A 16299-nucleotide genomic window follows, 5' to 3' on the forward strand; every position below is an offset into this window, starting at 1 on the left:
GTCGGGTCACTGCATCGGCAGGACGCCGCGTCGATTGCCGCGCACGATCTGCAGCACCAACTGTGCCGGAGTCGGTGTGAAGCCCGCGCGGAAGCCGGACAGGTTGTCGAATTCTCCGCCGCCGCTGGCGACCACGACGTCGCCCACGCGCAGGCCGTTGCTTGCCGCCCGACTGCCTCCGGCCACCGACTCGACCCGCACTCCGGATATGCCCGACTGGCGCAGTCGCTCGGGCAGTTCGCTGAATACCGCGCCGCCCAAGCGCGGGTCCAGGTCCAGTCCGGTCAACGTGGTCGGCTGTTCACGCAGGGTCGCGGTCACCTGCAACGGCTTGCCGTCGCGATGGATGCCCAGCACCACCTGGCTGCCGATTGCCTGCAGGCCCTCGAAATTGCGCAGCGCATCGCGGCTGTCGATTCGCTCGTCGTTGGCGGACAGGATCACGTCGCCGGGTTGCAGCCCTGCCGTCGCCGCCGCCGAGTCCTCGAACACCCGCGTCACCAGCGCGCCACGCGCGTCCTCCAGGTGCAGCGCCTTGGCCAGCCGCGCGTCGACGTCCTGTGCGTCCACGCCGAAAGTGCCGCGGCGCACCTCGCCGGTGGTGACCAGCTGGTTCATCACGTTGCGGGCCAGGTTGGCCGGGATCGCGAACCCGAGGCCGATGTTGCCGGCCATGCTGCCGCGCGGGTTGAAACTGGCGGTGTTGATGCCGACCAGCTCGCCGCGCAGGTTGACCAGTGCGCCGCCGGAGTTGCCCGGATTGATGGAGGCATCGGTCTGGATGAAGTTCTGGTAGCCCAGGCCCCGCAAGCCACTGCGCCCGACCGCGGAGACGATCCCGGAGGTGACGGTCTGGCCGATACCAAACGGGTTGCCAACCGCGACCACGAAATCGCCGACCCGCAAGTCGGCCGAATCGGCCAGCGCGACCTGCTGCAGGTCTTGTGCGGGGATCTTCATCACCGCCACGTCGGTATCCGGGTCGGAGCCGACGAACTCCGCCTCCAAGGTGCGGCCGTCGGCGAGCGTTACGGTGACCTGTTCGGCACCCTCGATCACATGGTGATTGGTCAGCACCAGTCCGCGCGCCGCATCGACGATGACCCCGGAACCCAGCGACCGCTCGATCCGCTCACGCGGGACATGCGGGAACATCCGCTGGAACAGCGGGTCGTTCGCAAACGGACTGCGGATGCGCACCCGGTGTTTGGTCTGCACGCTGACCACGGCCGGGGTCACCTGTGCCAGCATCGGTGCCAGCGAAGGCAGGGGCTGGCCGGCGACCGCGGTTGGCAACGCTGCGACCGTTGGCGTTGCCATCGGCGCCGGCGCCACGGGTGACGCAAGCGCCGGGGCACGCGCGCCAAGCATGACCGCGGTGGCCACAAACCCGCCGAAACACGCCGCCAGGGCGAGCGCGAGCAGGGTCTTTGTCGAAGTCGCCATGGTCCGCATGCAGGTTCCCTCAAACACAATATCGGCAGCAAGCGGACAAGTGTGACGCAATCGCATTGAATCTTCGATAAAGTCCGGCTCCCGGGGTGACAGGCCCGGCTTGCCAGTGGCCCATTACAGGGTTCGGCGGCGCAGGAGAAGCGTTGACTTGGCGCCAGTCCAGAGGTAGCTTGAACCTCCGCCTGGGACACAACATGTTGTGGTTTACCCAGCGCCAGCAACCCAAGCATTAGGGGTTAGCCATGTTCAGCACCCGACAGGAAATTCCATCAATATGCACCGCTGGCAGGGTTGCCGCGGGCTCGGTGGCGTTGCCTGTCGGGCCCACGATCGCAAGTGCGAGCGCCCGCAACGGCGACCATCACCAGGAGACAAGGCAAGCATGAGTACGGTGCGCCTCGAGGCAGTGAATATCGATACCCCCAACAACGACCAGGCAGGCAGGGACGTGGCCAGAAAGGACATTCCGATGCAGCCGGCGTCCCTGGATATCTGGGACAAGAAATACCGGCTGATGACCAAGGATGGCGTGGCGGTCGATGCCGACATCGACGCCACCTACCGGCGCGTGGCCAAGGCCCTGGCCGGGACCGAGCCGACCGCCGAGTTGCAGCACTACTGGAACGAGCGGTTCACCTGGGCGCTGCGCCGCGGGGCGATCCCGGCTGGCCGCATCACCTCCAATGCCGGCGCGCTTGAGCACAAGCCGGCGACCAGCACGATCAACTGCACCGTGTCGGGCACGATCGAAGACTCGATGGACGGCATCTTGGAGAAGGTCCACGAGGCCGGACTGACCCTGAAAGCCGGTTGCGGCATCGGATACGAGTTCTCGACCCTGCGGCCGCGTGGCGCGTTCGTTGCCGGTGCTGGTGCGTACACGTCGGGGCCGATGTCGTTCATGGATATCTACGACAAGATGTGCTTCACGGTTTCGTCCGCCGGCGGTCGCCGCGGCGCGCAGATGGGCACCTTCGACGTGTCCCACCCGGACGTGAAGGACTTCATCCGTGCCAAGCGCGAGGACGGTCGGCTGCGCCAGTTCAATCTGTCGTTGCTGATCACAGATGGCTTTATGGAAGCGGTGGCCGATGACGCCGACTGGCCGCTGGTGTTCCCGGTCCATGTCAAGGAAAAGACCGAAGTCGACCTGGACGACGCCGCGCAGGTGGTGTGGCGCGAGTGGCCGACCCACCGCAACTATGTCGTCCGCGACGACGGTCTGGTGGCCTGCAAGATCTACGGCCACATCAAGGCCCGCCATCTGTGGGACATGATCATGGTGTCCACCTATGACTACGCCGAGCCGGGCTTCATCCTGATCGACCGCGTCAACGAGATGAACAACAACTGGTGGTGCGAGGACATCCGCGCGACCAATCCTTGCGGCGAGCAGCCACTTCCCGCCTACGGTGCCTGCCTGCTGGGCTCGGTCAACCTGACCAAGTTCGTGCGCAACGCGTTCACCGACCAGGCGGTGTTCGACTGGGACGAGTACAAGGAGGTCGTGCGCGTGTTCACCCGCATGCTCGACAACGTGGTCGAGATCAATGGCCTGCCGCTGGAGCAGCAGCGCAACGAGATCCTGCGCAAGCGCCGCCACGGCATGGGCTTCCTTGGCCTGGGCTCGACGGTGACCATGCTGCAGATGAAATACGGCTCGCAGCAGTCGTGCGAATTCACCGAGCAGATCGCCCGCGAGATGGCGGTGGCTGGTTGGGAGATGGGCCTGGAGCTGGCGAAGGAGAAGGGTCCGGCGCCAATCATGGATGAGACCTTCAAGGTCGACGCGGAGATGTTGCGCAAGCGTCCGGAAATGGTGGGCGACGGCTGGAAAATCGGCCAGCAAGTCACCGGCAAGGTCCTGCACGCCAAGTACAGCCGCTACATGCAGCGCGTCGCCGAAGTCGCCCCGGAGCTGGTGGCCGAGCTGGCCGAGGTCGGTTCGCGGTTCACCCATCACAGCTCGATTGCCCCGACCGGCACCATCTCGCTGTCGCTGGCCAACAACGCCTCCAACGGCATCGAGCCCAGCTTCGCCCATCACTACAGCCGCAACGTGATCCGCGAGGGCAAGAAGTCCAAGGAGAAGGTCGACGTGTTCTCGTTCGAACTGCTGGCCTACCGCGCGTTGGTGAACCCGGCCGCGATGCCGTTCTCCGACGAGCCGGAAACGCGGCTGCCGGACTACTTCATCGCTGCCGACGACGTCACTCCCAAGCAGCACGTCGACGTCCAGGCCGCCGCGCAGAAGTGGGTCGACAGCTCGATCTCCAAGACCGCCAACGTCCCGACCGATTATCCGTACGAGGACTTCAAGGAAATCTACACCTACGCCCACGCGCAGGGCCTGAAGGGCTGCACCACGTTCCGCTTCAACCCGGCCGCCTTCCAGGGTGTGCTGGTCAAGGAGGCCGACCTGGAGAGCACGACCTACCGTTTCGAGCTGGAAGACGGAACCGTGGTGGAGGCCAAGGGCAACCAGGAAATTGAATACGACGGCGAAATGCACTCCGCCGCCAACCTGTTCGATGCCTTGAAGGAAGGGTATTACGGCAAGTTCTAGCGGGTTGTTAGGGATGCTGGCTGGTTGACGGGACGCGACACGAATTCATGGTGTCTTGCACCCGTCCCGGGTATACGATCGCGTGGCAACACGAGGTTCCACTGGGTTACCCGACAAGCCAGCAAGACGCCCGTCAGGAGGGCACATGAGCAACGGTAATGGAGTGACGAAAACCCTTTCCCAGGCAGCCGACACCGCAAGGGAAACCGCCGGCAATCTTGCCGCCACGGTAGCCACTACGGCCGAGGCGGCCGTGGCGAAGGTCCGTAGCAGCGCCAGCCGCGTACGCAAGGCCGCCAGCAGTGGCGTGGACAACACCAAGAAGAAGTTGGCCAAGGCCAGCGCCGAGGCAAAGAAGGAGGCGCTGGCACGCAGGTCCACCGCGGGTAAAAAAGCGGCCCCGAAGAAGGCAGCGTCAAAAAAGGCGCCAGCCAGGAAGGTAACCCCGAAGAAGGCGACCGCGAAGACGACCAGCAAACCGGTCGCAAAAAAGGCCGTGGCCAAGAAGGCTGTCGTCAAGAAGTCCGCCGTCAAGAAGGCGACCGTCAAGAAGGCAGTCGCAAAGAAATCGTCGGCCAGCAAGCCGGTCGCAAAGAAGTCGGCGACCAGGAAGGCTGTCGTCAAGAAGTCCGTCGCCAAGAAGGCGCCTGCGAAGAAAGCCACAACCAGGAAAGTCGTCGCCAGCAAAGCGCCAGCCACCAAAGCCGTCGCGAGCAAGAAGACCGCAGCACCCAGAACCACAGCAAAGAAACGATAAGCCGCGCCCGGTCTCTCCTCGCGGGAGGCCGGGCCGGATGTACCCGAATCAGGCAGCAACGCACCAGGAGTTGGCCGATGGCCATGAAGATCGAACATAAAATCACCGGTTACAGCGTCGTCACCGCCGATGAGAAGGCGCAGGAGGTGGTGAAGTCCGATGCCGCCGCTCGCGAGGCGGCCAGCGCCGCAAAGCCGGGCACCAATGTCATCCAGATGCACGAGAAGATCGAGCGTCCCGAGACCCTCATCGGCTCGACCTACAAGCTCAAGACGCCGCTGTTCGAGCACGCGTTGTACGTGACCATCAACGACATCGTCCTCAACGCCGGCAGCGAGCACGAGCAACGCCGCCCGTTCGAGATCTTCATCAACTCCAAGAACATGGACCACTTCCAGTGGATCGTGGCGCTGACCCGGATCATGTCCGCGGTGTTCCGCAAGGGCGGCGACGTGACCTTCCTGGTCGACGAGATGAAGGCGGTGTTCGATCCCAAGGGCGGCTACTTCAAGGCCGGCGGCGTCTACATGCCATCACTGGTCGCCGAGTTGGGTTGCATCGTCGAGGAACACCTGAAATCGATCGGCCTGCTGCACGACCCGGAAATGAGTGACGAGCAACGCGCGATGATCGCCGAGAAGCGCGCCGCCTACGCCGCGCTCGGCTCAAAAAAAAACTCTGACCTGAGTGCAAACGCGGGACCAGACGCGCTCAACGACGTCCCGGCACGCGATGACCACAGCGGCGAGCTGTTTCCCGAACCGCGCATCAGCGCCCCGGCGCGTGCCGAAGACGTCTCTGTCACCGGCGATGGCGGGGTGTCATTCCCGCCCACCGCATCGATGTGCCACAAGTGCAGCGCCAAGGCCGTGGTGATCATGGATGGTTGCGCGACCTGCCTGAATTGCGGCTACTCCAAGTGCGGCTGAGCCAATAGCCGACGCGATGAAAAAGGGCCGCTTGTGTGATCAGCTCAAGGCGATCCTGAGCGAAGCCCTGCGCCCCTGAAGGGGGATATCCAAGCAACTGTCGTCGTTCCCGCGAAGGCGGGAACCCAAGGACGTCAGGCGCGTGAACAGCAAGGTCGCTGGATCCCCGCTTTCGCGGGGATGACGGGAGAGGGGATGACGGGAGAGGGGATGACGGGAGAGAGGGGAAGACGGGAGACAGGGGAAGACGGGAGACAGGGGAAGACGGGAGACAGGGGAAGACGGGAGACAGGGGAAGACGGGAGACAGGGGAAGACGGGAGACAGGGATGACGGCTTGCCCGTTTCACGAAGCCTTGGTGCCGCTGGTGCCAGCATGACCGGACGCGTGATTGGCGCGGGTTGCCGGGACATGCAGGTCAATGACGGATCAACGCCCGTTGGCGAGCAAGGGACGAGGCGTGCTGGATGTCATCACGCGCCGTTTCCGAGCCGCGCCGGTTGCGTCTGGCGAGCCACCGCTGCGCGGGCAGTTGTTCAGTGCCGAACGTATGGAGCGTCATGGCCGCGAATTGGCGGCCAGCCACCAGCTCAGTGAGCAGCACCACGCCGACTTGCTGCTGGAGCGACTGACCGATAACCAGCAGATACTCGAGCGCACCTGCGACACGCTTACCGAGGCGGCTCAGGCAAGCCGCCGGCTGACGCCCGCCGGCGACTGGTTGCTCGACAACATCTACCTGATCCAGGAACAGATCGCGTTGGCGCGACGGCATCTGCCCCGGGGCTACAGCCGTGAATTGCCGCGACTGGGCAGTGGCGCCTCGGCCGGCCTGCCTCGCGTGTACGACATCGCGCTCAATGCGGTCTCGCACAGCGACGGCCTGATCGACGCGGAGAGCCTGAGCCGTTTCGTGGCGGCCTATCAGTCGGTAACCCCGCTCACGCTGGGCGAGTTGTGGGCGGTCCCCATCATGCTGCGCCTGGCGCTGATTGAAAGCCTGCGGCGGGTCAGCGCCGGCATCATGGCCGACCGTAGCGACCGTAACCTCGCCGATCTGTGGGCGGACCGGCTGACCGAGATCGCCGCGTCCGATCCCAAGAGCCTGATGCTGGTGATCGCCGACATGGCGCGCTCCGACCCGCCGCTGGCCACGCCCTTCGTGGCCGAGCTCGCCCGTCGTCTGCAGGGGCGCAGCTCCGCGTTGGCACTCGCACTGACCTGGGTGGAGCAGTGGGCGGCCGACAGTGACCAGACCATCGAGCAGATGGTGCAGGTGGAGAACCAGAACCAGGCCGCCGACCAGGTGTCGGTGAGCAACGCCATTGGCAGCCTGCGATTCCTGTCACGACTGGACTGGCAGGAGTTCGTCGAGACGATGAGCGTGGTGGAGCGCACCTTGCGCAAGGATCCCAACGGCACCTATGGGCTGATGGACTTTGCCACCCGCGACCGCTATCGGCACATCACCGAGCAGATCGCGCGACGCGGCGGGCTGGATGAGATCGACGTGGCCCAAAAAGCGTTGCAACTTGCCCGCGCCCAGGCGGCACAAACCGATGCCGACGACATCCAGGCCCATGTCGGCTATTACCTGGTCGATGACGGGCGTCCGTCACTGGAGGCGGCGCTGTCTGCTCGCTACGGCGTGCGCGGTTCGATGCGCAAGACGGCCCGCCGGGTACCGCTGTTGGCGTACACCTTGCCGATTGCTCTGATCGTTGCATTCTTCACCAACGGGCTGGTGCTGGAGGCGCAGTCGGCATTGCCGGGCATCGGCTTTGCGTGGCTGGTCGGTGTGTTGTGCGTGATTGCCTTCAGCGAGCTGGGCGTCGCCCTGGTCAACTGGGCCTCCACCTTGCTGGCGACCCCGACCATGCTGCCGCGGCTGGATTACTCGCGGGGCATTCCGACTTCGGCACGAACCCTGGTGGCGGTGCCGACGATGTTTGGCAACCTGGCCCAGCTGGCGGATCTTGCCGAGGCACTGGAAGTGCGTTTCCTCGCCAATCGCGACCCCAATTTGCACTTTGCGTTGTTGACCGACTTCTTCGACGCCGACCAGCAGACGCTGCCACAGGACGCCGCCTTGCTGCAGGCCGCGCGCGATGAAATCGCATCGCTCAATGAGCGTTACGCCGATGGTGACGACGACATCTTCTTCCTGTTCCACCGGCCGCGGCAGTGGAATCCGCGCGAACGTCGGTGGATGGGCCATGAGCGCAAGCGCGGCAAGCTGGCGGCCCTGAATGCCTACCTGCGCGGCGGCGCGGGCGAGTGCTTCATCAGCGTGGTGGGCAACACCGCGGCGTTGGGCAACGTGCGCTACGTGATTACCCTGGACACCGACACCGGCTTGCCGCGTGACGCCGCGCGCAAGCTGGTCGGGACCCTGGCCCACCCGCTCAACCGCGCCCAGTTCGACGGCAAGCGCGGCGTGGTGACCCGCGGCTACGGCATCCTGCAGCCACGCGTGGGCATCAGCATGAGTGGGCAGGCGCGGTCCTGGTACGCGCGATTGTTTGGCAGCGAGCCGGGCATCGATCCGTATACGCGGGCGGTGTCGGACGTCTACCAGGATCTTTTCAGTGAAGGCTCGTTTGTCGGCAAGGGCATCTACGACATCGACGCGTTCGATACGGCGCTGGCCGGCCGGATCCCGGACAACCGGGTCCTGAGTCATGACCTGCTGGAGGGCTGTTACTCGCGTGCCGGCCTGGTCAGCGATGTGCAGCTTTACGAGGACTATCCCGCGCGCTATGCGGCCGATGTGAAGCGGCGGCATCGCTGGATCCGCGGCGACTGGCAGCTGCTGCCCTGGATCTGTCCCTGGATGCGTCGGGGTGACGGGCGCATCGGGCGCAATCCGCTGTCGATGCTGTCGCGCGGAAAACTGGTCGACAACCTGCGACGCAGCCTGGTGCCAGCGGCGATGACGGCGTTGCTGGTACTGGGTTGGCTGTTGGGACCCAACGCGGTGGCGTGGACATTGTGGGTGTTGCTGATCGTCGTGGTGCCGCCGCTGCTGGCCTCGCTTATCGAGCTGGCCAGCCGGGCGCCCGACCTGCCGTGGTTTGCGCACTTGCGTCACGTGGCCGGCAATGGCTTGCGCAACTTCGCCCATGCGCCACTGACAGTGGCCTGCTTGCCCTACGAGGCATTCTTCAGCCTGGATGCGATTGCCCGCACGCTATGGCGCACCGGGTTGTCGCGACGCCGGTTGTTGCAATGGAGTCCGTCCGCCGAGGTGGATCGCTCGCTGGGCGATGGCTGGGTAACCACCGTGCGCATGATGTGGTTCGCCCCGGTGTTCGCGGTTGCCGTTGCGCTGGCGGTGCTGGTGCTGCAACCGGCGGCTTTGCCGGTGGCATCGCTGGTACTGGGCTTGTGGTTGCTGTCGCCGATGCTGATGTGGTGGCTGGGGCGGCCGCGACGCGACGAGGTGGCCGTGTTGTCGCAGGAGCAGACGCGCTTCCTGCGCCGCCTGGCACGGCGGACCTGGGCGTTCTTCTCCACCCATGTCACCCGCGACGACCACTGGCTGCCACCGGACAACGTGCAAGAGCATCCTTCGTTGCTGGTGGCGCGACGGACCTCGCCGACCAACATTGGACTGTCGCTGCTGGCCAACCTGGGAGCCTTTGATCTTGGTTATGTGCCGGTCGGGGTGGTGATGGATCGCAGTGCCAACACCCTGGGCACGCTGGAATCGATGCCGCGCTACCGCGGGCACTTCTACAACTGGTACGACACCCAGACATTGCAGCCGTTGCCGCCGCACTACGTATCCAGCGTCGACAGCGGCAACCTCGCCGGACACCTGTTGACCTTGCGTCAGGGCTTGCTCGCGCTGGCGGACGCGCCGCTGGTGTCGCCGATGGCATTGCAGGGACTGGCCGATACCCTGGACGTGTTGCGCGAGTCCGAGGGCGACATCCCCGGCGGCGAGACGGTCAACAACCTCGAGCGCGTGCTGCAGTCCGCGTTGGCGTCCCCGCCGGTGGAGCTGGCCGAAGCGGCCCGGTTGTTTGATCGCTTGCACCAGCTTGGCGATGACATCCGGCGCGACCAGGCCGCCGGGTTTGGCGAGTCCGGCGAGTGGGTCCAGGCATTGATGGACCAGTGCCGGATGGTGTCCGACGACCTGGTCTGGCTGGCGCCGTGGCTGGCGGCAACGGCAGGCACCGACCAAAGCGATGCCGCCGCGGTGAAAGGGATCCCGACCCTGCGCCAGCTGGCCGCCAGCGACCTGCCGGTGGCGGCGGCCAGGGCTGGGTTGCGGATCACCGAACTGGAGCGACTGGCCCACGTCGCCGGCCAATGCGCGCAGCAGGAGTATGGCTTCCTGTACGACCCGGCCCGGCGCCTGCTGTCGATTGGCTACAACGTCGAAGAGCATCGGCGTGATATCGGCTTCTATGACCTGCTTGCGTCCGAGGCGCGCCTGGGCAACTTCGTCACCATCGCCCAGGGACAGTTGCCACAGGAATCGTGGTTCGCGCTGGGGCGTTTGCTGACCGAGGTCGACGGGGAGCCGACCTTGCTGTCGTGGAGTGGCTCGATGTTCGAGTACCTGATGCCGCAACTGGTGATGCCCAGCTACCGCGGCACCTTGCTTGACCAGACCGCGCGCAATTGCGTGGAACGGCAAATCGGCTACGGTCGCCAGCGCAATGTCCCCTGGGGTATCTCCGAGTCGGGCTACCAACTGTTCGACGTGCGCATGAACTACCAGTACCGCGCCTTTGGCGTGCCGGGACTGGGGCTGAAGCGCGGCCTCGCCCAGGACCTGGTCATCGCTCCCTACGCCAGCATGATGGCGTTGATGGTTGCGCCCGAGGCGGCCCGCGAGAACCTGCAGCGGCTGACCCGCAAGGGGTTTTCTGGCCGGTTCGGGCTCTACGAGGCGATCGACTACACCGCCTCCCGCCTGCCGCCGGGGCAGGACCATGCGGTGGTGCAGTCGTTCATGGCGCACCACCAGGGCATGGGCTTGTTGTCGCTGGTGTACTTGCTGTGTGAGCAGCCGATGCAGAAGCGCTTCATGGCCGACCCGGAGTTCCAGGCAACCTTGTTGTTGCTGCAGGAGCGGATTCCGCGCACCGGGATGCTCCATCCCCACGCGGGCGAGGTCGCCACTGCCGGGTTGCGCACGGAGGTCCATGAGACCCGGTTGCGGGTGTTCCGCAGTCCGGACGTGCCGCGTCCGGCGGTGCAGATACTGTCCAACGGGCGCTATCACGTGATGCTGAGCAGCGCGGGTGGCGGCTACAGCCGCGCCGGCGAGATGGCCGTGACGCGTTGGCGCGAAGATGGCACCCGCGACCACTGGGGCAGCTTTTGCTACGTGCGCGACGTGGCCGATGGTCACTTCTGGTCGACCGCCTTCCAGCCCAGTCGGGTACCGGTGGAGGGTTACGAAGCGATTTTCTCGGACGCCAAGGCCGAGTACCGCGGCCGCATGCGCGACTTCGAGATGCATACCCAGATCACCGTCTCGCCCGAAGACGATATCGAGTTGCGCCGCTTGCGGATCACCAACCGGGCCGGCGTGGCCCGCAGTGTCGAGATCACCAGCTACGCCGAAGTGGTGCTGGCGCCGGCGATTTCCGACGAGCTGCACCCCGCCTTCAGCAACCTGTTCGTGCAGACCGAGCTGGTGCCCGAAAAGCAGGCCATTGTCTGCACCCGGCGCCCGCGCGCCCACGACGAAGTCCCACCGTGGATGTTCCATCTGCTGGCCGTCCACGATGCCGATATCGACGCGATTTCCTATGAGACCGATCGGGCGAAGTTCGTCGGCCGTGGCAACTGCCTGCAGTCTCCGGCGGCGATGACCGCGCACGACGAATTGTCGGGCAGTGACGGCTCGGTGCTGGATCCGATCGTTGCCATCCGCTGCCGGTTGACCCTCGCGCCGGGGCAGACTGCCAGCATCGATATGGTCTCCGGGGTGGCGACCACGCGCTCGAGTTGCGCGGCTCTGGTGGGCAAATACCGCGACCGGCGTCTGGCGGACCGCGTGTTCGACCTCGCCTGGACCCACAGTCAGGTGGTCCGCAACCAGATCAATGCCAGCCAGGCCGATGCCCAACTGTACGAGCGGTTGGCGGGTCTGGTGCTGTATGCGAACCCGATCCTGCGGGCAGGCCAGGCGGTGTTGCTGCAGAACCGTCGTGGCCAGTCCGGGCTGTGGGGGCAATCGATCTCCGGCGACTACCCGGTGGTGCTGCTGCAGATCGCCGAGGCGGCCAACATCGAGTTGGTCCGCCAGTTGGTCCACGCGCATGCGTACTGGCGCTTGAAGGGGCTTGCCGTCGACCTGGTGATCTGGAACGAGGACCAGGCCGGCTATCGCCAGCAACTGCAGGACCAGATCCTGGGTCTGGTCGCGGCGGGGGTGGAGGCGCACGTGATTGATCGCCCGGGCGGCATCTTCGTGCGGCCCACCCACCAGATATCGCAGGAGGACCGGATCCTGCTCCAGTCCGTCGCACGGGTCATCCTCAGTGATGCGCGCGGCAGTCTGTCGGAGCAACTGGGTCGGCGTCCGAGTCCGGTGCCGTCGATACCGTTGCTGGTGCCGGCACCGATCCAGTACGAGCTGGTGGACGCCGAAAATGCCTGGCCACCCGGCGAGGACGGCGGTATCGACCCGACAGCCGGACCGGCCGATGACCCCTGGCCATTCGACGTCGGGGCGTCGACCCGGATCCTCGACAATGGCATCGGCGGCTTCTCGCCGGACGGGAGCGAGTACATCATCGACCTGGCTCCCGACCAGACGACCACGGCGCCCTGGTCGAACGTGCTTGCCAATGCCCACTTCGGTTGCGTGGTGAGCGAGAGTTCTCCGGGCTACACCTGGAGCGAGAACGCGCACGAGTTCCGGCTGACACCGTGGCACAACGACCCGGTCACCGACGCTGCGGGCGAGGCGTTCTACCTGCGCGACGAAGACACCGGCCGGGTCTGGTCCCCGATGCCGTTGCCTTGTCGCGGCAGCGGCCAGTACCGGACCCGGCACGGCTTTGGCTACAGCGTGTACGAGCACGTCAACGATGGCATCGCCAGTGAGCTGTGGATCTATGTCGACCTGCACGAGGCGGTCAAGTACAGCGTGCTCAGGGTCGCCAACCGCTCCGGCCGGCCACGCCGGCTGAGCGCTACCGGCTACGTCGAATGGATCCTCGGCGACCTCCACCCCAAGACCCAGATGCACGTGGTGACCGAGGTGGATGGCGATACCGGGGTGCTGACGGCGCGCAATCCCTACAACACGGAATTCGAAGGCCGGGTGGCGTTCTTTGATGTTGATCCGGTGGCCGGCGAGCGGACCATTACCGGCGACCGTCTGGAGTTCCTGGGTCGCAATGGCACCCTGCAACGCCCCGCCGCACTGCAGCGCGAGCGGTTGTCAGGCCGGTTGGGCGCGGGACTGGACCCGTGCGCGGCGATCCAGGTGGTCCTTGAGCTGGGCGCCGGCGAAAGCAGTGAAACGGTATTCCGGCTGGGCATGGGAAGTGATTGGGGCGCTGCGGTGGCGTTGGCAACCCGCACCCGCGGCACGGACCCGGCACACGATGCACTGGATGCGGTGCGGATGTACTGGAACCGGACCCTGGGCACGATCCAGGTGCAGACGCCGGACCCGGCATTCGATGTCCTCGCCAACGGCTGGCTGCTGTACCAGACCATCGGCTGCCGGTTCATGGCGCGCAGTGGCTACTACCAGTCCGGCGGCGCCTTCGGTTTCCGTGACCAGTTGCAGGATTCCATGGCGATGGTGCATGCCGAGCCGGAACTGGCCCGTGGCCACCTGCTGCGCAGCGCGGCCCACCAGTTTCCCGATGGCGACGTGCTGCACTGGTGGCATCCGCCGCTGGACCGCGGCGTGCGCACGCGATGCTCGGATGATTACCTGTGGCTGCCGTTGGCGGTGTGCCGCTACGTGGAAGCGACCGGCGATGCCGACGTACTCGACGAGGTCGTGCCCTACATCGAGGGCCGCCCGGTCGGCATCGACGAGGAGTCCTACTACGACCTGCCGCTGCGCTCGGCGTTGCGACAGGACCTGTACCGGCATTGCGTGCGCGCGATCAAACGCGGGCTGGAGCTGACCGGCGAGCACGGGTTGCCGCTGATGGCGACCGGCGACTGGAACGACGGCATGAACCGGGTGGGCGAGCGCGGTCGCGGCGAGAGTGTCTGGCTGGGCTTCTTCCTGCACCACGTGCTGGTCCAGTTTGGTGCCCTGGCGGCCGGGCGCCGCGACGATGGTTTCGCCCGCGACTGCGCCGCGGCCGCGGAGCAGTTACGCGGGAACCTGGAGAAGCACGCCTGGGATGGCGACTGGTACCGGCGCGCATGGTTCGACAACGGCGTGCCGCTGGGTTCGGCGAGCAGCGACGAGTGCCGGATCGATTCGATATCGCAAAGCTGGGCGGTTCTGTCGGGCGCGGGCGACCCGGAGCGCACGCGCCGTGCCATGGCCTCGCTGGACCACTACCTGGTGCGTCGCGATGCCGGCCTGATCCAGCTGCTGGATCCTCCGTTCGACAAGACCGTGCAGGATCCGGGCTACATCCGTGGCTATGTGCCCGGGGTGCGTGAAAACGGCGGCCAGTACACCCACTCCGCCGTGTGGGCGGCGATGGCGTTTGCGCAGATGGATGACACCCAGCGGGCATGGGAGCTGATGCGGATGATCAGCCCGCTCAGCCACACCGGCACCGCCGAAGATGTGGCGGTCTACAAGGTGGAGCCCTATGTCATGGCCGCGGACGTGTATGCGGTGGCGCCGCATGTCGGCCGTGGTGGCTGGACCTGGTACACCGGCTCGGCCGGCTGGATGTACCGGTTGATGGTGGAGTCGTTGCTCGGCGTACGCAGGGAAGGGCGGCAGTTACACATCGAGCCGCGCATGCCATTGGATTGGCCGGGCTTCACGTTGCGCTATCGATTCGGCGAGACCAGCTACCCGATCACCGTGCGACGCGCCGGAGCCGGCGAGCCATCGCGGATGACGGTCGACGGCGTGACACAGGACCAGTTGGTAATCGAACTGCGCGATGATCGCGAAACCCACGCCGTCGAGGTCTGGCTGCAGCCGTGACAAGCCGGCTGCAGCGGGTGGATCGGTGCGCCTGCTCTATGGCGCCGGCTTGCGGCGGAAGTGATAGATCACCGCGCCGATCAGTATCGCGATGGCGCCGGCGATCAGGTTTTCCAGCTTGGCACTGGCCAGCAACGCCACCGACAGTGCCGTCGCCGCCACCGGGATCAACACGCCGCCCGGCAATCGCATGGCCTGCGGCTCGTTGCCATGACGGCGGCGCAACACGATCACCGACAGCGCGGTGCCGATGTAGGTGACCAGACGGGCCACCACCGACAGCAGTGCCAACTCCACGAACGAGCCGGTCAGTGCCAGCACCAGCGACACCACGCCGATCGCCACCACAGCGTTGGCCGGAGTGCGGAACCGCGGGTGGATCCTGCCCAGTGCCTTCGGGCCATAGCCGTCATCGGCCAGTGCCAGCAGGTAGCGCGGACCAAACATGATCGTGTTGCTGTTGGTGCCCAGGATGGAGATCGCCGCGCCGATGGTCAGCAGCCACGCCAGACGCTCGCCGCCGAAGCGCGCCGCTGCATCGGCCAACGGGGCCGTGGATTCGCCCAGCCCCGGCAGGGTGCCCAGCGCGACCCACTGCACCGCGACATACACCAGGGTGACGGTGACGATCATCGCCAGCAGCGCAAATGGCACGTCGCGGCGGGGGTTGCGGTACTCGCCAGCGGCCGCAGGCAGGTTCTCGAACCCGGCGTAGGCAAACAGCAGCAGCAGTGCGGCCTCGCCCAGGTCGGCCAAGGGAATCGGGCCGGCCATTGGCGAGGCCAGCGAGGTGTCGACGTAGAACGCACCGATCGCCACGAACATCAGCAGCGGCAGCAGCTTGGCAATCGCCAGCAGCACCCCGGTGCGCGCGGCGGTGCGCACGCCCACCACGTTGACGACCACCAGGAACACCAAGGAGCCGACCACGATCCCGATCCGCGTCGAACCACTTGCCGCGGCGGGCCAGAAGTGGGTGACCGCCTCGGCCAGGCCATTGCTGAGTGCGGCGGCGCTGGCAATGCGGGTCAGCACCAGCATCCAGCCGATCTCGAAACCAACGAACGGCCCGAACGCTTCACGTGCGTACAGATAGCCGCCGCCGGGTTGGTCAAAGTAGCTGGAGGCCTGCGCGTAGCAAAGCACCAGCAGCGACACTGCCAGCCCGGCCAGCAGGATCGCCCAGAGACTGGCCGGCCCGAGCAGCAGGGCTGCGGCGGCGGGAAGCAGGTAGATGCCGCTGCCGATGACGTCGTTGACCGACAGCCCGAACAGCTGCCAGCGGCCTACGGCGCGCAGCAATTCGGGTTGCTCGCCCGGACCGGGCGGTATGGCGGTGGAGCGGTTTGATGGCGTGCTTTGCAAAACGCTCTCCACATCGGTTGGCGATGCCCAAGAGTGCATGAACGCGCTGCTAGCGTCCATGCAGCGTGTCACTCGTCGTGACGGTCGGTTTGGCTTACCGTAGTTCCATGCA

Annotated in this window: 6 protein-coding genes; 4 read left to right on the plus strand and 2 right to left on the minus strand. The window is 65.8% G+C overall.

Going from position 1 to position 16299, the window contains the following annotated elements:
- Positions 1-6 precede the first annotated feature (6 nt).
- Positions 7-1446 carry a Do family serine endopeptidase gene (locus ACW7G1_RS02420; RefSeq protein WP_456978176.1) on the minus strand — a complete coding sequence of 480 codons (1440 nt, stop codon included), beginning with the start codon at positions 1444-1446 and terminating at the stop codon, positions 7-9.
- Between the two features lie 391 nt (positions 1447-1837).
- Between ACW7G1_RS02420 and ACW7G1_RS02425 the strand changes: the two genes are divergently transcribed.
- The 4 genes from ACW7G1_RS02425 (at position 1838) to ACW7G1_RS02440 (ending at position 14822) form a co-directional block, all read left to right on the plus strand.
- The gene (locus ACW7G1_RS02425; protein WP_456978177.1) at positions 1838-4021 is read left to right on the plus strand and encodes an adenosylcobalamin-dependent ribonucleoside-diphosphate reductase; all 2184 of its coding nucleotides are present in this window, start codon (positions 1838-1840) and stop codon (positions 4019-4021) included.
- 307 nt (positions 4022-4328) lie between these two features.
- Positions 4329-4778 (plus strand): histone H1-like repetitive region-containing protein, encoded by a 450-nt coding sequence (locus tag ACW7G1_RS02430; protein ID WP_456978178.1) that lies wholly within the window; start codon positions 4329-4331, stop codon positions 4776-4778.
- A gap of 77 nt (positions 4779-4855) precedes the next feature.
- On the plus strand, positions 4856-5707 hold the full coding sequence (locus ACW7G1_RS02435) for a TSCPD domain-containing protein (RefSeq protein WP_456978179.1): 852 nt from the start codon (positions 4856-4858) through the stop codon (positions 5705-5707).
- Positions 5708-6128: 421 nt separating this feature from the next.
- Positions 6129-14822 carry a GH36-type glycosyl hydrolase domain-containing protein gene (locus tag ACW7G1_RS02440; RefSeq protein WP_456978180.1) on the plus strand — a complete coding sequence of 2898 codons (8694 nt, stop codon included), beginning with the start codon at positions 6129-6131 and terminating at the stop codon, positions 14820-14822.
- 36 nt (positions 14823-14858) lie between these two features.
- Here the strand turns inward: ACW7G1_RS02440 and ACW7G1_RS02445 are convergent, their stop codons facing one another.
- Positions 14859-16226 (minus strand): APC family permease, encoded by a 1368-nt coding sequence (locus tag ACW7G1_RS02445; protein WP_456978181.1) that lies wholly within the window; start codon positions 16224-16226, stop codon positions 14859-14861.
- Positions 16227-16299 lie beyond the last annotated feature (73 nt).

This window comes from Lysobacter sp. A378 (assembly GCF_054052125.1).

Coding starts and splice junctions, on each gene's coding strand:
- ACW7G1_RS02420 (WP_456978176.1), bottom strand. CDS start 1,446: ATGGCGACTTCGACAAAGACCCTGCTCGCGCTCGCCCTGGCGGCGTGT.
- ACW7G1_RS02425 (WP_456978177.1), top strand. CDS start 1,838: ATGAGTACGGTGCGCCTCGAGGCAGTGAATATCGATACCCCCAACAAC.
- ACW7G1_RS02435 (WP_456978179.1), top strand. CDS start 4,856: ATGGCCATGAAGATCGAACATAAAATCACCGGTTACAGCGTCGTCACC.
- ACW7G1_RS02440 (WP_456978180.1), top strand. CDS start 6,129: ATGACGGATCAACGCCCGTTGGCGAGCAAGGGACGAGGCGTGCTGGAT.
- ACW7G1_RS02445 (WP_456978181.1), bottom strand. CDS start 16,226: ATGCACTCTTGGGCATCGCCAACCGATGTGGAGAGCGTTTTGCAAAGC.